Below are 20,684 nucleotides of genomic sequence, written 5' to 3'. Positions count from 1 at the left end.
CTCGTCACGGTAACTGCTAAGCCAGATTGGACCAATTTTCTCTGGCGAAAAGAGTCACTGAGCGCGTGAAATTGGTCCAATCTCCAGAGAGCGTTAGCAGTTACTCGTCACGCGCCACCGCATAACCAGCACGCCACAATTAAAGCACGCTTTGCGCCAGCCGCGCCGCTTGACTAACCAACGACTCCCCGCACCTGGCTCATGCCATATTGTGCGGCTTCCTGGCTGACTTCTCGTAGACCTTGCGTCTTCTAAACCGCTAATTCGAGCGTTACTTGCCGACCGGCACGAGCTTCAAGTGTGATCAGCATTTCCAGGCTGAACTTTTCCCACTTTCCGCGCACCAAATCTGATACGCGAGATTGGGCAATTCCCAGCTTTTTGGCAGCTTCTGTTTGCGTCATGTCACTGGACTGAATATACAGCCCTAAATCATTCATCAATTTGGCCCGCATATGCAAGATCGCCGCTTCCGCTGGCTCCAGGTCCAAATCTTCAAACACATTGCCGCTTGATTCAAAAATCGGCTCGTCCATTTGTGTATTCTCGAATCTGGTTATATCTGCAACACCTATTTGGCCCATCGCTTGTTACAGTTTTAGCCTTCGCCAATTTAGCGTATTTTTTGCGGAGGCGTGCCGGACTAATTCCGGTTCAGGCGCATGTAGGCGAAAATCAGGAGTGTGATGATGCCGGCAATCACCACACTCATGGCCATCGCCTCCGCCCGTGCCTGCAAATCCACGTCCGTATACTGGCGATACGCCAGCACCGGCAGCGCCGAAGGGAATCGTTGCCCCAGCAGCAGCGGCACTTCAAACGCGCCAAAAGTGTAAGCAAACACGAGAATGGAGGCGGACAAAATGCCCGGCTGCATCAACGGCAGCAGCACGTGCCGCAGTCGCTGCCAACGGGACGCGCCCAAAGTGCGCGCCACCGCCTCATAATCGTCGCCGATGGATTGTAGCAAAGCGAGCAGAATGATGCCGGTAAAGCAGGTCGTTTTCCACACATATTCCAGGATGATGCCCAGCGCGTAACGGTCGTAAATCAGGGCAGGGAATTGCGCCGGGGCGTTAATGAGACCCGCCAGGTAGGTCAACCGCGCCAGAAACCCGCTCTGCCCAAAGAGGAACAGCACCCCCACCGCGCCCACCACGTGGGGAATGGGCAGGTTAAGCTGGAAGATGAACGTGACCCACTTTTGCCCGCGAAAGGGGCGGCGCAAGGCCAACGCGCTGAGGATAGCCAGCAGCGTGGACAACGCTGTGCTGGCGGCGGCAATCCAGGCACTGAGGAGCAGGGAGCGGTAGAAGGCGGGCTGGCGGAAGATGTGGCGATAGGCGTCCAGCGTGAAGTGGCTCTCACCCACCACGGGCAAATACCCGACACTTTGCAGCAAGGCCAGCGTGAGGCCGCCGCCAAACAGGAGGATGACGACGGCCAACGCCGGGGCCAGCATAAGGAGGATGCGCCAACGCATAAGTGGAGGTTGGACCAATTTTACGCTCTCAATGACCATTTTCACCGGAGAAGATTGGTCCAATCTATGGTTGATTATTACTCAACACGCTCGCTTCCCATCCCTGCTCAAACGCCGTAATCCAGGGGGCTTGTAGTTCGGGGAGGCGGTGGGCGGCGAGTTCGGCGGTGGAGAGGGTGGCGATGCCGCGGGGGATGGCGTCGAATTGGGTGCGGGCGTCTGCCGGCATCAACAACGGATCAAGCACCGGTAAATCTCCCCAATTGGCCGGCTGCGCCTTGCTCAACTGCGCTTCCGGCGAGAGCAGGAAATTCGCCACCACCATCGCCGCCGCCTTGCTCGCGGAGTTGTAAGGAATCGCCACGTAATGCGTGTTGGCAATGGTGCCGCTATCAAAAACAAACGTGCGCGTGCTTTCCGGGTAACGCCCATTCTCCACCAGGCTGGATGCTTCCGCCGGATTATACGCCATGTCGAAGCTCACTTCGCCATTGGCAAACAAATCCTGCTGGCGCGTGTGGCTTTCCGGGTAGGTCTGCCCTTCGCGCCAGAGATAGGGAGCCAGGTCGCTGAGCAGATCCCAGCAGGCGGGCGCGTGCGCGTCAAAGGTCGCCTGATCGAATTCGCCCAGCAGTGCCTCATAACCGCCCGCCGCCTCGTAGCAGACATGCCGCATGAAGGCGCTGCCCGTGAAGTCGGGCGGCGCGGGATAGGTGAACTGACCCGGATTCGCCTTGATCCATTCCACCAGCGCGGGAATGGTGCGCGGCGGCTCCGGTACGCGGGCGCTGTCGTAAATCATCACAAACTGCGCCTTGCCATAAGGCGATTCATATCCATCAACAGGGAAGCCAAAATCGTTGGCGACGCTGGCGTCATCCCCGTTGACGAAGGCGGCGTTGGGCAGGAACTGGGACCAGCTGCCGTACAACAAATCGCCCTGGCGCATGGTGCGAAAATTCTCGCCGTTGATCCACACCAGGTCCACCGCGCCGTCGCTGTCTTTCCCCGCCTGTTTCTCCCCCAACACTTTGTTGATATACTCGGTAGCGTCGCTGACGGGGACCATGTTCAGGGTGACGCCGTACCGCTCCTGCACGGCGGGGGTGACGAAATCGTTCACCCAGGTGTTGATCAGGTCGCTGCCTCCCCACATATACCAGTTGACGGTTTGTCCTCTGGCGTCGGCGAGGATGTCGGCCCACGCTTTCCCTTCGTATCCCGGCGGCGGCGGCGCGTCCGGTGGGGCCATTTCTTCCATTGCATCCGCGTCCGCCGCCTCGCTCATGTCGTCGGCTTCGCTCATGGTTTCGCTTGAGGTACTTTGCGCCATGCTGTCGTCATGGTCCGCCGACCCGCTATTTTGCCCACCGCAGGCAACCAGCGGCAGGGTGATTAGCAGTGCGATCAAGACAAGGGCACTATATTTTCCTTTCATGAAACCTCCATGTGTGCAATCCGTTGGTCGTTGGCAGTTGATTGTTTTCAGTTCTGGAGTTTGGCGAATTCCATATAGGGTGCTCGGAGTCGAGGCTTTAGCCGGGTCACCCCCCATATGTGGGCCGGCTGAAGCCTCCACACCCAAAACGCCGGAGTCCAGTTCAGTTTCCCGTTGCTATCGTCGCCAGGAGAGCCATTTGTCAAAGATGGTGGCGACGAGAGGGGTCAGGCGGGTGCGGTTCCAGGTGTCGGCGGTTTTGCGGATGGCTTCGGCCTGGGTGGGGTATGGGTGGATGATTTGCGTCATTTTGTTGAGGCCAATGCCGGCATTCATCGCCGTCGTCACCTCACTAATCATCTCACCCGCATGACGGGCAATAATCGTCGCCCCCAGAATGCTATCCGTCCCCTTTTTCACGTAAATCTTCACAAAACCCGCCTCCTCCCCATCCGTGCGCCCGCGATCCGTCTCTCCAATCGGCGTCATAAATGTATCCACCGCCATCCCCCGCTCCTCCGCTTCATAGTCAAACAGACCCACATGGGCGATCTCCGGGTCCGTGTACACCGTCCAGGGAATAATTAAATCGCTCACCTTTTTGCGACCCAGGAACAACGCATTTTGCAACACAATGCGCGCCGCTGCGTCCGCCGTATGCGTGAACTGCTGCGCCAGCGCCACATCCCCCGCCGCGTAAATCTCCTTGTTCGTCGTCTGCAAGAAATCGTTGACCTGTATGCCCTTCTTCGTCGTCGCCACCCCCGCCGCTTCCAGGTTCAGCCCCTCAATGTTCGGGCGGCGTCCGGCGGCCAGCAGGATTTCATCCACCACCAGCGTCTTTGTCTCCCCCTGGTGCGTCACCGTCAGCACCTTTTCCCCGTCGCGCGCCGTCACCTGCTGGATGCCGCTCTCCAACCACATCGTCATGCCGTCCTCGGAAAACGTCCGCGCCATCAGCGCCAGGCCATCCGGGTCACGCAGGCCGCCAAAAACGGGCAAAATATCCATCATCGTCACCTGGCTGCCCAGGCGGGCGAACGCTTGCGCCATTTCCACGCCAATCGGACCCGCGCCGATCACGGCCAGGCGCGGCGGCAGCGCGGTCAGCTCAAAAACACGCTCGTTCGTCAGGTAGCCGGCCTCCGCAAGTCCGGGGATGGGAATGTGCGCCGGGCGCGCGCCCGTGGCAATCACCGCTTTCTGGAAGCGAATGGTGCGCCCGTCCACCTGGAACGAATCCGGTCCCGTGAACGCCCCTTCGCCCAGGTAGAGGTCTATGCCCAGCTTGCGGAAGCGAAAGGCGGAGTCGTGATGACTCAGTTCGGCGCGGACGCGGCGCACGCGCGTCATCACGGCGGCAAAGTCCACGGTGACGGGCGCGGGCACATACACGCCCACGGCGGCGGCGCGGCGGATGTCCCCGACGGCTTTGGCGGAACGAATGAGCGTCTTGGAGGGAACGCAGCCCACGTTGAGGCAGTCGCCGCCGAGCAGATGCTTTTCCACCAGGGCCACTTTCGCGCCCAGTCCTGCCGCGCCCACGGCGCTGACCAACCCCGCCGTGCCGCCGCCGACGACGAGCAGATTGTAGCGTCCGGTGGGTGTGGGGTTTTGCCAATCCGGCGGATGGGCGTTCGCCACAAGTTCCTGGTTGTAAGCATCAAAGGGGGGAATTTGGATGGATGTGGTCATGAGGGTCTCCGTGGGCGAGCAAGACTTGGCGGAAGCGCGATTTCATCATAACTTCTGGGAAGGTGGTGCGGTGGATTCTCGTTTTTTGAAGTGGCGGGAGAGGGCGATACTGCCGGCAATTAACGCCACCGAAAGCACCAGCGTCACCGGATTCAGCCTGTACTCGCCCGCCAGCAGCGCCTCCAACGTGCCAAACGACGTTCCCAACAACACAAACGAAATCGTGCCCGGAATGGAGCCGATCGCCGTTGCCGCCAGAAAGGCCTTCCAGTTGATGCGCAAAAACCCGCCCGCGTAGTTTACCAGATCATAAGGCAGGAATAGCAGCCGCATGAGCAAGACCGTTTCAAAGCTGTTTTGGCGCATCCGCTGCGCATACCGCTGTACCACACTGGCATTCTCCTCCCCTTCCAGCACCCCCTGACCGAAATACCGTCCGACACCATACGCGACCATTGCCGATGTATTGCTTCCCAGGATGGTGTACAGAATCCCCCAGGGCCCAAACAGGAAGCCGGAAAGCACCGTCAGCAGCGTCGCCGGGAAAAAGATGAGCGGGCGCAAGGCGTATAGCAGGATGTATGCCAGCGGTCCCCAGATACTGCCAGTGAGGAGATGGGCGACCAGCGTCAGCGTCTCCTGGAGGGTAAGGCCATTCCGGTTGGCGTACCACCAGTAGCCGCCCAGCACCAGCGCCCAAAAAGCAAGCGCCCCCAGTTTTGCGCCATGCCGCCGCCAAAAGGTTGCGACCGTTGTCGTTTGGGTGGTTTCCGTTACTGTCATGCTATCCTCGCAAAAGGGTGTCTGCTATATGTTTGTGTCGCCAGGCTACAGGCAGCTACTTATGGCGTATTGTCCTTCCTGACGCGACCCGTTGACCCTATCTTACCTGATGACGTCCGCCGCCGCGCCCTTTTTGGCAACCTGTAAGCAATATGTAACATTCCGGCGGGAGCGAGCGATGCCGGCAAAGTGCGCGGCATTTCTGATGCGATGTTGAGATTCTTCACGGCATCCGAGGCGAAGAAACAGATTGACTAATCAATCTATTTTGCGTTATACTCCACGCGAATAGCCATCGGCTAATACTCCACCATACGTCATTAATCTTCCAGAGGTGAAACATGGTATCGCCTTTTCGTCGCAACTTCAAGGTATCGGCAGACGATGAACGACTCGTGCGCAGCGTCGTTGGGCAAGAGAGGATGCCCGGCTCTATTCTGCCGGATTTTGAAGCGCTATTATCATACGTGCGGAAAACCAGCCTGGCGCTAACGGCAAAGGGTCAGTTGCCGATGAAAGCGTTGATGGAGATCAACGCGCTGTTGACGCAGCCGGTGGAACTGGGCTTGCGGCGTCCCGTGCAGAAGTCTCTCCCACCCGTTCATGGACTGTATTTGTTGGTACGCGCGTCGGGATTGACTCATGCCGGCACAACCGGCAAAAAAACCTCTCTACTCATAGACGAAACCCTCTACGACTTATGGCAACAATTGAGTCCCATAGAGAAATACGGCGTGCTGTTGGAAACATGGCTCCTGCGGGGCAACGTGGAAATCCTCGGCGAAGAGCGCGGCTGGATGGGAAGTTCCTCGGATACCCTCCGCAAATGGACGGAGTTCTTCATGAATGTTCCCGAAGAAGGCTGGGACCTTACCACTAACGCCCGCGACGAAGCGTACTTCAGCTACGAGCCAGGATGGCACAATTTGGGCTTGCTGCGGCTGTTCGGCCTCATTGAGGTGCAGGACGCGCCCCCCATCATTGGCAAGGGGTGGCATATCGAACGCATATCCCGCACGCCGCTGGGAAACGCCCTCCTGAAGGTTTTGATGAAACAGGCTCACGCGGACTTCGACCTATACATGCGCTCAATGAAAGATCTGTCAGTTACCTATGGCGTGGTACAAAACTGGTTGCAACCTTACTGGCCTGCGTGGCAGAACAATCTTTTCCTCCAGAAAACCGCATTTCGGGAGGGCGTGCATATCTTCAAGGTGTCCCTGGACAAAAACATATGGCGACGGATAGCCATATCCGCAAACGACACGCTCATCAATCTTGCTTACGCCATCACCAATTCCGTGGAATTTGATCACGATCACCTGCACATGTTTTCCTACCCCAACCGCCTGGGCATGCTGGAACAGGTCAACCACCCCTACATAGAGGAAGGCCCGTGGACCGACAACGTTAAGGTCGGTGACGTGCCTCTGTCTATCAGGGGAACCATGCGCTTTGTGTTTGATTTTGGAGATTGGTGGGAGTTTCAGGTCACACTGGAAAAAATAGATACGGAAATGTCTCTGAAAGAGGCAGCCATTATCGAATCACATGGCGTGGCTCCGGAGCAGTACCCGTCCCACGATGACGACAATGATGACGACAATGACGTGTTTCTCGTTTGGCTTGATGACGAAGAAGAATAACCGCGCGATTGACTCACCGCGACTGTTTTGAGTGCCCATGTCTGGCAAACGCAAACACGATCCTGACGAAAAACGCGCCAAAATCCTGAGCAGCGCCCTGGATCTGTTCCTGGAAAAAGGCTTTGATGGCGTTTCCATGAACGCCATCGCCCGCCATAGCGGCGTCACGCAAAGCCTGATTCACCACTACTTCGGCTCAAAACAGGAACTGTGGCAGGCAGTCAAGTCACACACGTACAGCGACTACCTGGCACACCAGCAGCAAATCCTGGATCAGGATGATGGCCGGCCAACCCCCTTCGTACGGAACGCGCTGCGCAGCCGTTTCGACTTTTTCCAGCAGAACCCGCATGTGGTGCGCCTGCTCTCCTGGCTGCAACTGATGGAGGATCCCACGGGTATGGAAACAGGGCAGGAGATTGGCCGCCAGATGCTGGCGCGCATCCGGCAAGCGCAGGCCAACGCCTCCATCCGCGCCGACGTCCCGGCGGAAACCATTCTGGCGATGGCCCTGGCGCTCACCACCCATTGGTTCCAGAGCCGACACGTCATCCAGCACTTCGCCAACATGGATGACACGCCACCGGCTCAGGCCGACGCGGAATATCTGGAAGCGATGATCACCGTCTTCCTCGATGGTCTGCGCCCACCGTCAAACACCAACTAACTATGCCTTCCCGGAAACTATAGAGTTTCCGGGAAGATGACAAGGAGGCATGATGGCCGAAATCACCGGGGGCGAACTGCTCCTCCGCAGTCTACACGCCCAACATATTCACCACATTCACGCCATCACCGATGGCACGTACATGATTTTTCTGGAAGCGCTGGAGCGGTTAGGGCCGGAACTGGACATGCGCCTGATTGTGCCGCGCCACGAAGCCGCCGCCGCGCACGCCGCCGATGCCTATACCCGTGTTACGGGCGAGCCTGCCGTGGTCATGGCCTGCGCCGGTCCGGGCGCGGCCAACCTGCTGGCGGGCATCATCTGCGCCCAGGCGGAAGGCAGCCCGGTCGTGGCGATCACCACGATGCGGCGCGCCGATGTCAGCGATGATTACCGCCACCTGGGCGGCACGCAGTCGCCAGACCACCAGGCATTGTTCCAGCCGGCGGTGAAATGGAGTGGGCGCGTCAGCCACTGGCGGCACATTCCCGACATGGTGCGGCACGCTTTCCGCGTGGCGATGGCCGGCACGCCTGGCCCGGTGCATCTGCTCATCCCCGAAGATGTGCTAAACCAGCGTGGTGACGAGGCAAGCGCGCCGCTCTGGCCGCGGGCGCGGGGGCAAGCGATGGCTCCGGCGGTGGCCCACCCGGAGGATGTGCGACGGGCGGCGGAGATGTTGGTGGGGGCGAAATTCGTGAACATTCATGCCGGCAACGGGGCCAACCGATCCGGCGCGGGAGTGGAAATTCAAGCCCTCGCCGAACACCTCGGCTGCGCCGTTACCAACAACGTCACCGCGCGCGGCATCCTCCCCGAAGACCATCCTCAGCTATTTCCGCCCCTGTGCATGGCCGCCTTCATGGCCCACCAGCAGGCCGACCTCATCCTGGCCGTGGGCACGCGCTTCGGCGAACTGGTGATGTGGGGCAAGCCGCCGCTCTGGGGCGACCCGGCGACGCAGCCCACCATCCAGATCGACATCAATCCCGCCCACATCGGCCTGAACCGTCCCGTTGATGTGCCCCTTATCGGCGACGCCCGTATCGTTATGCAACAACTGCTCGACGCCGTGCGGGAACTGACGCCACCACGCCCGCCGCACCCCAAACTGGCGGAACTGGGCATGGTGCGCGCGCAATGGCAAAAGGGGTTGGACGACGCCGTGGCCGACCGCGAACGCGCCCCCATGCTCACGGGTACGATTTTCCAGGTGTGCAACGAATTCTTCGCCGACGACGCCATTCTCGCCCTCGACGGGGGTAATACGGTGATGTGGGGCATGCACTACCACCTACCCCGCCGACAGCAGTCGGTCCTGTACACGGCGAACATGGGCTACCTGGGCACGGGCCTGCCTTACGCCATTGGGGCCAAAATCGCCGCGCCAGAGCGGCAGGTGTACTGTGTCACGGGTGATAGCGCGTTTGGCTTCAACATGCAGGAGTTGGAAACGGCAGCCCGCCTCAGGTTGCCCATCATCACGATTGTGGCCGTGGATGGGGCGTTTGGCATGGAAAAGTCGGCGCAGCGGCGCGTTTTTGGCCGCGAGGCGGAATGGTTCATGCACGATCATGCGCCGGTGCGCTACGACAAGGTGGCGGAGGCGATGGGGTGTCATGGGGAGTATGTGGAGCGAGGGGTGGATTTGATGCCGGCATTACGCCGATCCACCGCCTCCGGAAAACCCGCCGTCATCCACGCCGTCATTGACGCCGACGCCAACGTCGATCCTCCCGGCATGTGGATATGGAACTCCGCCCGCTCCGGCAACGTGAGCTTCGGCTAAACCATGCAAACAATGGTTTTGGACGTATCCGCGCCCCGCATCCTGGCAACCAGATTGTTGGGGCGCTTCTGGCAAGGGGCGTATTTTGCCCGCACCGCTCCTTTGCACCTGATGACCCTGCCCGATCCGCCGCTGCCATCGCCCGACTGGGTGCGGGTACGCAATCGCCTCTGCGGCATCTGCGGCAGCGACCTGCACCAGCTATTTGTAGACGCCAGCCTGAACGTCGCTCCCGTGGCCTTGCCCTCGCACCAGCGCATCTACCTGGGGCATGAAATGGTCGGCAACGTCACAGAAATGGGGCCAGACGTAGATGGTTGCCAGGTAGGGCAGCGCGTCGTCCGCTGGGGGCGCGCCGATGACTGCCGCGCCCGCGGACGGGAGGACCTCTGCGCCGCCTGCGCCCGCGGCCATCGCGTCCTCTGCCAACGTGCCTCCGATCCCCGGCCCTATCACCCCATTGGCGGCGGTTTCGGCGACAGCTTCATCACCCCCGCCAGCACGCTTCTGCCCGTCCCCGACGACCTCAGCGACGAACAGGCCATCTTTGTCGAGCCAACCGCCGTCGCTATTCACGCCGCCTGGCGGCGACCGCCGGCGGCAGGCGAAAAAGTGCTCGTAATTGGCTGCGGCACCATTGGCTACCTCTTGATCCAGGCCATGCGCGCCTTACAACCACACTGCGAGATCACCGCCGTGGCCCAGTTCCCCTGGCAGGCAGCCGTAGCCGCCCAATGCGGCGCGGACCAGGTCATGCTTACCGCGGAAGATGGCTACGCCGCCGTCAGCCGCCTCACCGGAGCCGGCCTCTATCAAGGACGGGGGACCAATCGGATGCTGCTGGGGGGGTTTGACGTTGTGTTTGACGTGGTAGGTACGCCGCGCACGCTACAGGATGCCCTGCGCTGGACGCGGGCCAACGGAACCGTGGTGCTGGTTGGCGTCTATCTGCACCCTATGACGGTGGACCTGACCCCTGTGTGGCATCAGGAGGTGGACCTGATTGGAACCGTTGGGCATGACGTCGTTACGTGGGAAGGCGCGTCGGTATCCACGTTTGAACTGGCGATGCGCTGGATGCAGCAGGGGAAAATCCAGTGCGAAAACCTGCTCACGCATCGCTTTCCGCTGGCGGAATACCGGCAGGCGTTTCGCACCGCGCTGGACAAACGGGACAGCGGCTCGATTAAGGTGGCGTTTACATTACATTAGATTGGTTCATTCTCCAAGAATGACTCTACTGAAAAAAGGTCAAAAACCGGGTTTTTACACATGAACCACTCTGGTAATTTTTGCCGGACAATCGAAAAACCCGGTTTTTTCAGTGAACTCAAGCATGAACGAATCTTGTCGCGTAACTACTAACGCTCTCTGGAGATTGGACCAATTTCACGCGTTCAATGGCGATTTTCACCAGAGCAAATTGGTCCAATCTGGCTTAGTAGTTACCTTGTCGCCAGGGATCGACCGGTTAATCATTCACCAATGAGTCGTTCCTCACGCTCATCACAAGGAGGATGAGCCATGTACAATCTCACAGGAAAAGTAGCCCTGATCACAGGCGCGGGGCGGCGGTCGGGTATTGGCGCGGCCATTGCCCGGCGGCTGGCAGCGGAAGGCGCGCACGTCGTCGTCAGCGACATTTGCGCCGCGCCGTCCGCCCTCCCCCACGGCGGCAACGCCCAGTGGGAAGAATTGGTCGCGGTGGCTGCGGAAATTGCCGGCATGGGTGTAGACAGTCTGCCTCTGCGCGCGGATGTGACCCAATCGGCGAACATACAAGAGATGGTGGCAACAGTGCAGTCACAGTTTGGACGGTTGGATATTCTGGTAAACAACGCAGGAGCAACGATTGGCCCCGCGCCGGTGCTGCAAATGACGGAAGAGGCGTGGCGGAAAACGCTGGAGATCAACGCCACGGGTACGTTTTTGTGCTGCAAGGTTGCGCTGCCGCTGATGCTGGCAGGTGGGCAGGGGGGACGGATCATCAACATCTCCTCGATTGCGGCGCTGCGTCCACGTCCGTTTTTGTCAGCTTATGCCGGCAGCAAAGCCGCCATCAACGCCCTCACCCAATCCCTGGCCCAGGAAGTGGGCGAATTCGGCATCACCGTGAACGCCATCCTCCCCGGCGACATCGACACAGGCATGAAACAGTGGGGAATGCAACTGGAGGCGATGGTGCTGGGTCGCACGGCGGAAGACGTGGCCGCCGACCTCACGGCGCGCATTCCGCTGCGGCGCATGGGCGTGCCGGCAGACGTGGCCCGGTTGGTGGCGTTTCTGGCCTCCGACGAGGCTGCCTTCATCACCGGTCAGACGTATAATCTAACCGGCGGGCGCGAACTGGCGTGACCCTCGACCTTTCTCCACCTTCCGGGAAGGTAGGTTAGCTGTTCTATGATGTTCTTAACGCGGCTGGCGGAAAATTGCCGGCATCTTCCCCACAAAACGGCCATCGAATTCATCCGCCCCACGGGCAGCGAGATCGTCACCTACGCCCAACTGGAAGAAAACGTACGGCAAACCATGCGCCTGCTGCGCGGCCTCGATGTGCAGCCGGGCGACCGCGTCGCCCTGCAACTACCCAAGCGGCTCCCCTTCATCTATTTACACCTGGCCATCATGCGCCTGGGCGCCATCACCCTCCCCCTCAATCCCGCCTACCCCGAACACGAACTCACCTACTTCCTGCGCGATTCCGGGGCCAGCCTCCTCTTCGCCGACGTCGCCGCCAAAGAGACACTCGCCCCCATCCTCGCGCCGCTGACCGACCTGCGGCACGTCGTCTACCTGGACGGGGCGGATGATACCGGCTTCATGGCACTGCTGGCCGCCGCGCCTGCCGCCGACCTGCCCCCACTGCCCATCGACGCACAGCAGACCGCCCTCATGATTTACACCAGCGGCACGACAGGACGCCCCAAAGGCGCGGAAATCACGCACGGCAACCTCACCGCCAACCTGGACGCCCTGCATCAGGCGTGGGGTTGGCGCGAGGATGACGTGTTGCTGCATGTGCTGCCCATTTTCCACGTCCACGGCCTCGTCGTGGCCCTGCATGGGGCGCTGCACGCGGGCGCCACGGCCATTCTCCTGCCCAGGTTCAGCCCTGCCGAGGTGCTGGATACGTTGACGCGGCGGCGCTGCACTGTGTTCATGGCCGTGCCCACCATTCACCGCCGCCTGGTGGAGTACCCCCATGCAGCCGACTACGACCTCCGCCACATGCGCCTGCTCACCTCCGGCTCTGATCGCCTGCCGGACGATTTGTTCCAACAGTTTCGGCAGATATTCGGTCACACGCTGCTGGAGCGATACGGCATGACGGAAACGGGCATGAATCTCTCCAATCCGCTGCACGGGGAGCGGCGCGTTGGCTCCGTGGGGCTGCCGCTGCCGGGCGTGTCGGCGCGGATCGCCGATCCGGAAACGGATGCGCCCCTGCCTGATGGCGAAATTGGCGAGGTGCAGATTCGCGGTCCGCATGTGTTTAAGGGGTATTGGCAAATGCCGGCAAAAACGGCGGCGGCGTTTACGGCGGATGGCTGGCTGCGCACGGGCGACCTGGGGCTGCGCCAGCCGGACGGTTATTTCACGCTGAAAGGGCGGGCCAAAGACCTGATTATCACCGGCGGCCTCAACGTCTATCCGCCGGAGGTGGAGCTGGTACTGGCGGCGTATCCCGGCGTGGCCGCCAGCGCCGTCATTGGCTGCCCGGACGCGGAATGGGGCGAGCGCATCGTGGCCGTGGTTGTGCCGCAGCCGGGCGTTGCCTTGCGGGCGGAGGAGATTGTGGCATATTGCCGGCATCAACTCGCCAGCTACAAAACGCCCCGCGCCGTCATCTTCGTAGAATCGCTGCCGCGCAACGCGCTGGGCAAAGTGCAAAAGGCGGAATTACGTCGCCTGCTGTGCGCGCCCACCGCCTGACTTTTTTCCCAACATACGCAGGTAACGCAAATGACCCCACCCCCTCCCGCACCCTTCACGATTCCGCCGACAACGACCGTCGGCGCGGTGACGCTGGCCGTGGCCGACCTGAACCGCACGAGCCGCTTTTACCAGGACGCCATCGGCCTGCGCCTGCTGGCGCAAGATGCGCGCTCCGCCTCGCTGGGCATTGATGGGCAGCCTATTGTGCATCTGCTGGCGCGACCGGAAGGCAAGGCCTATCGCCGCGCCACGGGGTTGTATCACCTGGCGATACTGCTGCCCTCGCGCGCGCACCTGGGGCAGTGGCTGCGCCATTACGTGACGGCGCGGCGACGCATGATTGATGGCGCGGGGGACCATCTGGTGAGTGAGGCGCTCTATTTGAGCGATCCGGAAGGGAACGGGATTGAGATGTACCGCGACCGGCCCCGGGAGACGTGGGAATTTGTGCAGGGGCAGGTGCGGATGGATACGTTGGCGGTGGATTTGCCGGCATTGATCGCCGACGCCGCTCCCGAACCATTCACCGCGCTTCCTGCCGGCACGCGCCTCGGTCACATCCACTTACAGGTCCACGATATTCCCGCCGCCGTTTCCTTCTATCACAACATTTTGGGCTTCGAAACCATGATGCGCCTGCCCACGGCGGCGTTTGTGGCCGCCGGCGGCTACCACCACCACATCGGCATGAATGTGTGGCACTCCCGCGGGGCGGCTCCCCCACCGGCGGATGCGTTGGGGCTGGTGCATTACACGGTTGTGCTGCCGCATGAGGCGGCGCGGCAAGCGGTGTTAGCGCGACTGGAGGCGGCGGGGGCTGCTGTTTGGGCGCATGAGGAGGGGGTGATGGTGCGGGACAATGCCGGCATCCACATCCTCCTCACCCTACCCGCTTCATAACCGTTCCTCCCCACCCACTTTGCCGCTATAATAGGCCTTGCGGCAAGGAGATAGACACGCCATGAAAACAAGCCAACGAGACATTCAAACCACGGACTATCCTCATATTGTGAAAATTGGCGGCGTACTGGGCGGAGAGGCCATTATTGCCGGCACGCGCATCGCCGTCTGGCACATCGTTGGTTACTATTACAGAGTGGGCATGTCCGTGGAGGACATCCTGGCCGAATGGACCTATCTACAACCAGCCCAGGTCTTCAGCGCCCTGGCATATTACCATGACCACAAGGCCGAGATAGACGCCGTGCGGGAAGCCAACAGCTACGAGCGTTGGCAGCAAGACCAGATTGCCCATGCCGCCGATTCGATGCCGAGTACTTGAAATAGCAGACCTGATGGCTCTAATTATTCAAGTTAGTAACTGCTTAGCCCGCTACCTGAGCCTGTCGAAGGCAATTTGGGCTTCGACAAGCTCAGCCCACAAGGGGATTATATAGTTACACAAGTGAAATAAGTCAATGCTTTCAGTGTTTATCCACGTATGCACACAATAGCTCAGGAGTTACAATATGGACGTCCTCTTACTATCTATCATTTTGTTTTTTGTTTTGTTCTCCTCGTCGCAATTGTGGCCTCTATTTCCAGCTCCGCAAAACACAAACAGGAGGGAGTGACGTCTCTAGCACATTGATGACCCTTACACAGTCCGTACAGCAAGAACAAGCGCAGATTGCAATTCTTGCTACAAAATGGCCCACTTGGAACCCGTTGTCCAAACTATTAGCAATGTTCAGGTAGAGTTGAAGGGTTTAGCGGAAAGAATCGCTCATGTAGAAAATGGGCAAAGTGCGGCAAATCAAGGAATAGGCACGCTATCAAATGGCCTTGTTCGGACCGAGTCGTCTCTTAATGCAAAGGTCAGCGACGCTCGACAGCAATCCATCGCATCAATAGAGCAAGTGGGTAGAGGGTTAACAGGTGAAATAACCCGGTTTCAAAAAGAATCAAACGTGGCACTTGCGGAATTGCGCACATTGGCACAAACTCTACATGAAACAACCGGCGCAATAAGGAACGAATTAGCTCGAGCGAAAAACGATCTGACCGAACTCCAAACGAACGCCAAGTCCCGTCAAGAACTAGAAGTACAGACCGCCGAGTCCGTTCGAAGATTAGAAGCAATTGTCGCCGGAACACAAACAAAGGGTTCCGCGGCGAGAATATCCTCGACTTGGTTTTCTCCAAACTTCCTGCTGAATGGCAAGTAAGAAATTTCCGTGTTGGTGGAAAATTGGTTGAGTTTGACTCGACTTCCGAATGACCTTATTCTGCCGATTGATAGCAAATGGGCGGCAACGAACTTGCTGGAGAAATTCATTGCGGCATCCGACATTAGTGAGCAACAGCGTTTGAAAACAGAAATCGAATCCGCCATAATCAAAAAGGCAAAAGAAGTTAGAAGTACATAGACCCAAGCGTAACTGTAACTTTTGGCGTGGCAGTAATACCTGATGCCGCCTATGACCTGTGTGCGGGCGCTCAAGCTGAAGCCTTTCAGATGAGCGTGGTGTTGATTAGTTACAGCATGTTCGTCCCGTATCTCCTTCTCGTTTTTCAAACCATGCTCAAAACAAGTCAAAGCATTGATCTTCAAAAGTTGAGTGCCCATTTGCAAACAGTACAGAACAGCATGATAGCATTGCAAAGCGAGCTTGATGGTCGGATTTTTGCCGGACAATCGAAAAACCCGGTTTTTTCAGTGAATTCGCTTCACCGATTTCGTTGGACTCGTAAATGCATTTGGCTTTGAGTTATCGCGCACGCACGGCAGTCATCACATTTTTACACATCCTGACATTCCCGAGATATTGAATCTACAGAATAGTAAAGGACATGTCAAACCCTACCAGATTCGTCAATTCTTGCAGCTTGTCGAACAATACAATCTAACATTGGAGGAATAATATGGAAGACTACTTCATCAGCATTTTCTACTCAGAAGAAGACGAAGGCTACATTGCTGACATTCCAGACCTGCGTTATTGCTCTGCATTTGGCGAGACGCCGGAGGAAGCTTTGCGAGAAGTGCAGATAGCAAAGGAAGCGTGGCTGGAAACGGCGCGCCAAAGCGGCAAGCCCATTCCCAGACCACAGTATCGCCCGGCAATTTATCGCCTGAGCCAACCGCCGGCATTTTTAACCCCCTGAAACCCTTACGCGAGCTTAGTCTCGCCTTATTTAACTGCTGTACCCCTCGCTAAAGATGTCAATCATCAAGCGCGCGTCACCCAGCGGATAGAGGATGGGGCAGGTGCAGCCGTTGTCGATGTACTCGCGCACTTTGGCCTTCACCTCTTCCGGCGAGCCGGCCGCCGTACACATCTGCACCACGTCGTCCGGCACCAGGTGCATTGCCGCCTCAATCTGCTCATCCGTCGCCGGCCACGTCAACACCTGATGAATTTCGTCCAACAGGTCCTGGCTGACGCCGCTGGCCTTCATCAGGTGCGGCTGCTGCCCCAGGTACTGCGTGATCATCTTGCGCGCGCCGTCCAACGCCTTCTTGCGGTCATGATCAACCGAGCAAATCATCAACTGGGGGCGGTCTATGTCGTCAAGCGTTTTGCCGGCACGCTTCGCCCCCCGCTCCAACGCCTCCAACGCCTGCAGATTATACTTGGGCGCCACCAGATAATTCAGCACCACCCCATCCGCAATCTCCCCCGTTAGCTCCATCATCTTCATGCCCGTAGCCCCAATGTAAATGGGCACATTGCGCGCCCCCTTGCGACCATGCACCACATCTAGCTGGATGTCCGTCACATGATGGAATTCACCGTGGAAGGTGACATTTTCGCCGGCCAGCAGGCGGCGCAGCACCTCCACCGTCTCCCGCATCGCCGTCAGCGGTTTGCGCCGCTCAATGCCCACCTTGCTCGCCAACGGATCCCACCACGCCCCAATGCCGCAGATAATGCGGTCGGGCGCCAGGTCGTCCAGCGTCAAAAACGTAGCCGCCAGCAAGCCCACGTTGCGCGTCCAGTTATTGGTAACGCCGCTGCCCACCTTCAGCTTGCTCGTATGCGCCGCAAACGCCGCCATGGGCACGATGCAATCCCGCACCAGGCGGCTCTCCGCCTGCCAGACGGCTTCAAATCCCTTCGCTTCGGCATACTTCACCAGTTCGATGCCTTCCTGTAAGGAGTGGGCATCCTGCAAATACAGGGCAACTCTATCTTGGGTCATGGGATTCTCCTTTTGAAATGACGATTGGTTCATTCTCCAAGAATGAACCAATCTCCTGGCCCGTTGCCTGAGCCTGTCGCAGGCAACAGGGGCTGCGACAAGCTCAGCCCACGAGAGGGTTAGTGGCTGTCCGCAATTAAGTTAGCGGAAATGTGCGGACAGCGGCTATCACGGATAGCGGCTATCACGGATAGCGGCTATCACGGATAGCGGCTATCACGGATAGCGGCTATCACGGATAGCGGCTATCGCGGATAGCTTGTCAGTAACCGTCCGTCAGAAGTGTGAAGTTATTTTCGGACGGTTACTTGGCAGTTACGAACGACGAAAGACGAGAGCGGGTCACGCGCCGTTGATCAGGCGTTGGCTGATGGCGTTGTGCCGCCGGATGACGGGGATCAGGTCCAGGGTACGCAGTTCGCCATCCTCGACGATGATGCGCCCATTGATCACGCTCAGGTCTACCTGCTGTGGGGCGCAGAAAACCAGGGCCGCCATCGGGTCGTGCCACGCGCCCGCGTAGGGAAGCTGGTTCAGATCAAAGGCAATAAAATCGGCAGCCATGCCCACGGCCAACTGCCCAATATCATTCCGCCGCAGCACGTTTGCGCCGCCGCGCGTCGCCAGCCACAGCGCCTCCCGCGTGGTCAGGGTCGTGGCCTGGCGTAGCACGCGCTGCAAGAGGAGCGCCTGCCGCGCTTCGTTGAGCATGTGCGAGCCGTCGTTGCTGGCGGAGCCATCCACGCCCAACCCCACGGGCACGGCCTGGTCCAGCCATTGGCGCACGGGGGCGATGCCGCTGGCCAGGCGCATATTGCTGCATGGGCAATGGGCGGCGCCGGTGTGCGTGCGCGCCATGAGGCCGATCTCCGCGCTGTTGACGTGAATGGAATGCGCCCACCAGACATCATCCCCCACCCATTCCAGATGCTCCGCGTAGGCGGCGGGGCGGAAGCCAAACCGCTCCAGGCAAAAATCCTCCTCGTCTTTCGTTTCCGCCAGATGGGTGTGCAGGGTGACGCCGTAGCTGCGCGCCAGCCGCGCCGATTCGCGCATCAGGTCGGGGGTGACGGAGAAGGGAGAGCAGGGAGCCACGACGATGCGCAGCATGGCGTAGGGGTTGGGATCGTGGTACGCCTCAATGACGCGGCGGCAGTCGCTCAGGATCGTGGCCTCGTCCTGTACCACGCTGTCGGGCGGCAGACCGCCATCGCTTTCGCCGAGGGACATGGAGCCGCGGGCGGCATGGAAGCGCAGCCCCAGTTCCTGGGCGGCGCGAATCTCATCCTCCAGTTGCGCCCCATTGGGGAAGAGATAGAGATGGTCGCTGGAGGTAGTGCAGCCGCTGAGGATGAGTTCGGCCATGCCCACGAGGGCGCTGGTGTACACGGCCTCGCCATCCATGCGCGCCCAGATGGGGTAGAGCGTTTGCAGCCAGGGGAAGAGGGGACTATCGGGCGCGAGGGCGCGGGTGAGGGTCTGGTAGAGGTGGTGGTGGGTGTTGACGAGGCCGGGCAGCACGACCTTGTCGGTGGCGTCAATCAGGCGGTCCGCGTGGCTGTATGCCGGCGGGATGTCGCCGGTCGGACCTACCCAGGCGATGACGTTGTCGCGCACGAATAATGCGCCATCTTCAATCGCCTCAAAGTCATCATTCATGGTCACCAGCAAGCGGGCGTGACGAAGCAAAATGGAGGTCATGGAAAAGTCCTATTCGTGGTAGCGCCGCCAGACGCGGGCGGCGACGGCGCGGGAGGCGGCGGCGATGCGGGGTTCGTCCAGGTGGGGCAGTTCTTTGTGGCGCATGACGATGTTGCCGTTGATGATGGTGGTGTCTACGTCGGCGTCGATGATGCCGTAGAGGAAGTGTCCCCAGAAATTGCCGGCATTCAACACAGTCGGCGCATAGTAATCCAGCAAAATCACATCCGCCAGGCAGCCCGGCGCAATGCGCCCCACCGCCCGACCCGTCAACCGCTCATAAATAGCCGGATTATTCCGCAACGCCATCCGCTCGAATTCCGCCCAACCGAGATTGTTGTCCTTCTGGTGATGCTTGTGCATCAGGTAGCCCGTCATCACCTCGCGGCGCAGGTCGGGCGTCATGCCATCCGTGCCGATGCCCACGGTCACGCCCGCTTGCAGTAAGGCGAACACGTCCGCGCGTCCCACAGCGTTGTTCATATTGGACTGCGCCTGATGCACGACGATGGTATCGGTGTCCGCCAGCAGGCGACGGCCCGCGTCGTCGAGAAAAATACCGTGCGCGGTGATGCTGCGGGGACCGAGGATGCCAAAATGATGCAGGCGTTCCACCACGGAGCGGCCATATTTCTGACGGGTCAGGGTTTCGTCAACGAAATCTTCCAGCATGTGAATGTGGCAGCCCCGACCGAGGTCATGGGCAATCGCCGCCGCCTGTTCCAGCGAATCATCATCCAGGGTGAAGGAGGCGTGCAGGCCCATCATGCCGGCAAACAATCCATCCGGGTCCTGTGCCTGCGCCGCCGCGCACTTGCGCATGTACCGCTCATTCTCCGCCAGTCCCGCGTTCCGCGTTGCCTTCCCGTCCCGGTCCGAGACTTCGTAGCAGAGCAAGCCGCGCAAACCCACCTGGCTCAAGGCGGCTTCGATCTGGTCCAAACTGCCGGCACAAGCCCCAGGACTCGCATGATGATCAATAACACTGGTGACGCCGTGACGCACTGCCGTGATGGCCGGAATCAAGGCACTGTAGTAGACGGCCTCGTCATCCAGCACCTTGTCCAGCGCCCACCAGAGGTATTGCAGAATCTCGTGGAAGTTGTGCGGGGTGCGGTTGAGGGCCAGGCCACGCGCATAGAGGCCGTAGAAGTGCATGTGGGCGTTGGTGAAGCCGGGCATCAGCAACCGCCCGCCGCCATCCAGCCGCTCCGCGTGGGGGTATTGCCCCATCAGCGCGGCGGCGGTGTCCACGGCGGTGATGCGGGCGCCGTCAATGAGGATCGCGCCATCAGGGAGGATGGTGTTGGCCTCGTCGTTGGTGAAAATGGTTACGTTGTGGATGAGCGTACTCATGCGATTGCTCCTGGGCCAAAACCCGGTTTCCAAACACCGGGTTT

21 protein-coding genes are annotated in these 20,684 nt (G+C 59.6%); 13 read left to right on the top strand and 8 right to left on the bottom strand.

Translation table 11 applies throughout. The features are described from left to right. Window positions 1–251: 251 nt before the first annotated feature. From H6650_16725 to H6650_16705, 5 genes are all read right to left on the bottom strand, one after another. Window positions 252–536: an XRE family transcriptional regulator gene (locus H6650_16725; GenBank protein MCB8953651.1), complete on the bottom strand. Its 285-nt coding sequence runs from the start codon at window positions 534–536 to the stop codon at window positions 252–254. A 107-nt stretch (window positions 537–643) separates the two neighbouring features. Beyond that, the gene (locus tag H6650_16720) at window positions 644–1,483 is read right to left on the bottom strand and encodes a sugar ABC transporter permease (GenBank protein ID MCB8953650.1); all 840 of its coding nucleotides are present in this window, start codon (window positions 1,481–1,483) and stop codon (window positions 644–646) included. A gap of 64 nt (window positions 1,484–1,547) precedes the next feature. Beyond that, the gene (locus H6650_16715; protein ID MCB8953649.1) at window positions 1,548–2,921 is read right to left on the bottom strand and encodes an ABC transporter substrate-binding protein; all 1,374 of its coding nucleotides are present in this window, start codon (window positions 2,919–2,921) and stop codon (window positions 1,548–1,550) included. A 177-nt stretch (window positions 2,922–3,098) separates the two neighbouring features. Beyond that, window positions 3,099–4,616 (bottom strand): mercuric reductase, encoded by a 1,518-nt coding sequence (locus tag H6650_16710; GenBank protein ID MCB8953648.1) that lies wholly within the window; start codon window positions 4,614–4,616, stop codon window positions 3,099–3,101. A gap of 45 nt (window positions 4,617–4,661) precedes the next feature. Then, the gene (locus H6650_16705) at window positions 4,662–5,399 is read right to left on the bottom strand and encodes a TVP38/TMEM64 family protein (protein MCB8953647.1); all 738 of its coding nucleotides are present in this window, start codon (window positions 5,397–5,399) and stop codon (window positions 4,662–4,664) included. A gap of 341 nt (window positions 5,400–5,740) precedes the next feature. Between H6650_16705 and H6650_16700 the strand changes: the two genes are divergently transcribed. From H6650_16700 to H6650_16640, 13 genes are all read left to right on the top strand, one after another. Next, window positions 5,741–7,045, top strand: a complete 1,305-nt coding sequence (locus tag H6650_16700) for a plasmid pRiA4b ORF-3 family protein (GenBank protein MCB8953646.1) — start codon at window positions 5,741–5,743, stop codon at window positions 7,043–7,045. Window positions 7,046–7,082: 37 nt separating this feature from the next. Then, the gene (locus H6650_16695) at window positions 7,083–7,712 is read left to right on the top strand and encodes a TetR/AcrR family transcriptional regulator (GenBank protein ID MCB8953645.1); all 630 of its coding nucleotides are present in this window, start codon (window positions 7,083–7,085) and stop codon (window positions 7,710–7,712) included. Between the two features lie 49 nt (window positions 7,713–7,761). Next, complete coding sequence (locus tag H6650_16690; protein MCB8953644.1) at window positions 7,762–9,501, top strand: thiamine pyrophosphate-binding protein; 1,740 nt, start codon at window positions 7,762–7,764, stop codon at window positions 9,499–9,501. Window positions 9,502–9,504: 3 nt separating this feature from the next. Further along, a complete protein-coding gene (locus H6650_16685; protein ID MCB8953643.1) occupies window positions 9,505–10,713 on the top strand; it encodes an alcohol dehydrogenase catalytic domain-containing protein in 1,209 nt (402 codons plus the stop codon). A gap of 312 nt (window positions 10,714–11,025) precedes the next feature. Further along, complete coding sequence (locus H6650_16680; GenBank protein MCB8953642.1) at window positions 11,026–11,856, top strand: SDR family oxidoreductase; 831 nt, start codon at window positions 11,026–11,028, stop codon at window positions 11,854–11,856. Between the two features lie 45 nt (window positions 11,857–11,901). Then, window positions 11,902–13,434: an AMP-binding protein gene (locus H6650_16675; GenBank protein ID MCB8953641.1), complete on the top strand. Its 1,533-nt coding sequence runs from the start codon at window positions 11,902–11,904 to the stop codon at window positions 13,432–13,434. Between the two features lie 30 nt (window positions 13,435–13,464). Beyond that, window positions 13,465–14,337 (top strand): VOC family protein, encoded by an 873-nt coding sequence (locus tag H6650_16670; protein MCB8953640.1) that lies wholly within the window; start codon window positions 13,465–13,467, stop codon window positions 14,335–14,337. Window positions 14,338–14,398: 61 nt separating this feature from the next. After that, a complete protein-coding gene (locus H6650_16665; protein ID MCB8953639.1) occupies window positions 14,399–14,719 on the top strand; it encodes a DUF433 domain-containing protein in 321 nt (106 codons plus the stop codon). A 376-nt stretch (window positions 14,720–15,095) separates the two neighbouring features. After that, window positions 15,096–15,605, top strand: coding sequence for a hypothetical protein (locus H6650_16660; GenBank protein ID MCB8953638.1), 510 nt, complete (start codon window positions 15,096–15,098; stop codon window positions 15,603–15,605). A gap of 9 nt (window positions 15,606–15,614) precedes the next feature. After that, complete coding sequence (locus H6650_16655; GenBank protein ID MCB8953637.1) at window positions 15,615–15,806, top strand: hypothetical protein; 192 nt, start codon at window positions 15,615–15,617, stop codon at window positions 15,804–15,806. A gap of 26 nt (window positions 15,807–15,832) precedes the next feature. Next, complete coding sequence (locus H6650_16650; protein ID MCB8953636.1) at window positions 15,833–16,147, top strand: hypothetical protein; 315 nt, start codon at window positions 15,833–15,835, stop codon at window positions 16,145–16,147. Beyond that, on the top strand, window positions 16,101–16,301 hold the full coding sequence (locus tag H6650_16645) for a type II toxin-antitoxin system HicA family toxin (GenBank protein ID MCB8953635.1): 201 nt from the start codon (window positions 16,101–16,103) through the stop codon (window positions 16,299–16,301). The genes H6650_16650 and H6650_16645 overlap by 47 nt, the downstream gene beginning before the upstream one ends. 1 nt (window position 16,302) lies before the next feature. Then, entirely contained in the window at window positions 16,303–16,545 is a 243-nt protein-coding gene (locus H6650_16640; protein MCB8953634.1) for a type II toxin-antitoxin system HicB family antitoxin, read from the top strand. A 30-nt stretch (window positions 16,546–16,575) separates the two neighbouring features. Here the strand turns inward: H6650_16640 and H6650_16635 are convergent, their stop codons facing one another. The 3 genes from H6650_16635 to ssnA form a co-directional block, all read right to left on the bottom strand. Further along, on the bottom strand, window positions 16,576–17,583 hold the full coding sequence (locus H6650_16635) for an LLM class flavin-dependent oxidoreductase (protein ID MCB8953633.1): 1,008 nt from the start codon (window positions 17,581–17,583) through the stop codon (window positions 16,576–16,578). A 342-nt stretch (window positions 17,584–17,925) separates the two neighbouring features. Further along, the gene (locus H6650_16630) at window positions 17,926–19,284 is read right to left on the bottom strand and encodes an 8-oxoguanine deaminase (GenBank protein ID MCB8953632.1); all 1,359 of its coding nucleotides are present in this window, start codon (window positions 19,282–19,284) and stop codon (window positions 17,926–17,928) included. 9 nt (window positions 19,285–19,293) lie between these two features. Then, window positions 19,294–20,640: a putative aminohydrolase SsnA gene (gene ssnA / locus H6650_16625; GenBank protein MCB8953631.1), complete on the bottom strand. Its 1,347-nt coding sequence runs from the start codon at window positions 20,638–20,640 to the stop codon at window positions 19,294–19,296. Window positions 20,641–20,684: the final 44 nt, after the last annotated feature.

It is taken from the genome of Ardenticatenales bacterium (assembly GCA_020634515.1).
Classification (GTDB): domain Bacteria; phylum Chloroflexota; class Anaerolineae; order Promineifilales; family Promineifilaceae; genus JAGVTM01.
The sequence above is the reverse complement of the archived record's forward strand: the minus strand, read 5'-3'. Positions and strand labels throughout refer to the sequence as shown.

What these genes read in the sequence shown, in the direction of transcription:
- H6650_16710 (MCB8953648.1), bottom strand. Translation starts at nt 4,616, where the DNA reads ATGACCACATCCATCCAAATTCCCCCCTTTGATGCTTACAACCAGGAA.
- H6650_16720 (MCB8953650.1), bottom strand. Translation starts at nt 1,483, where the DNA reads ATGCGTTGGCGCATCCTCCTTATGCTGGCCCCGGCGTTGGCCGTCGTC.
- H6650_16630 (MCB8953632.1), bottom strand. Translation starts at nt 19,284, where the DNA reads ATGACCTCCATTTTGCTTCGTCACGCCCGCTTGCTGGTGACCATGAAT.
- H6650_16670 (MCB8953640.1), top strand. Translation starts at nt 13,465, where the DNA reads ATGACCCCACCCCCTCCCGCACCCTTCACGATTCCGCCGACAACGACC.
- H6650_16680 (MCB8953642.1), top strand. Translation starts at nt 11,026, where the DNA reads ATGTACAATCTCACAGGAAAAGTAGCCCTGATCACAGGCGCGGGGCGG.
- H6650_16640 (MCB8953634.1), top strand. Translation starts at nt 16,303, where the DNA reads ATGGAAGACTACTTCATCAGCATTTTCTACTCAGAAGAAGACGAAGGC.
- H6650_16675 (MCB8953641.1), top strand. Translation starts at nt 11,902, where the DNA reads ATGATGTTCTTAACGCGGCTGGCGGAAAATTGCCGGCATCTTCCCCAC.
- H6650_16635 (MCB8953633.1), bottom strand. Translation starts at nt 17,583, where the DNA reads ATGACCCAAGATAGAGTTGCCCTGTATTTGCAGGATGCCCACTCCTTA.
- H6650_16705 (MCB8953647.1), bottom strand. Translation starts at nt 5,399, where the DNA reads ATGACAGTAACGGAAACCACCCAAACGACAACGGTCGCAACCTTTTGG.
- H6650_16700 (MCB8953646.1), top strand. Translation starts at nt 5,741, where the DNA reads ATGGTATCGCCTTTTCGTCGCAACTTCAAGGTATCGGCAGACGATGAA.
- H6650_16725 (MCB8953651.1), bottom strand. Translation starts at nt 536, where the DNA reads ATGGACGAGCCGATTTTTGAATCAAGCGGCAATGTGTTTGAAGATTTG.
- H6650_16715 (MCB8953649.1), bottom strand. Translation starts at nt 2,921, where the DNA reads ATGAAAGGAAAATATAGTGCCCTTGTCTTGATCGCACTGCTAATCACC.
- ssnA (MCB8953631.1), bottom strand. Translation starts at nt 20,640, where the DNA reads ATGAGTACGCTCATCCACAACGTAACCATTTTCACCAACGACGAGGCC.
- H6650_16690 (MCB8953644.1), top strand. Translation starts at nt 7,762, where the DNA reads ATGATGGCCGAAATCACCGGGGGCGAACTGCTCCTCCGCAGTCTACAC.
- H6650_16665 (MCB8953639.1), top strand. Translation starts at nt 14,399, where the DNA reads ATGAAAACAAGCCAACGAGACATTCAAACCACGGACTATCCTCATATT.
- H6650_16685 (MCB8953643.1), top strand. Translation starts at nt 9,505, where the DNA reads ATGCAAACAATGGTTTTGGACGTATCCGCGCCCCGCATCCTGGCAACC.
- H6650_16695 (MCB8953645.1), top strand. Translation starts at nt 7,083, where the DNA reads ATGTCTGGCAAACGCAAACACGATCCTGACGAAAAACGCGCCAAAATC.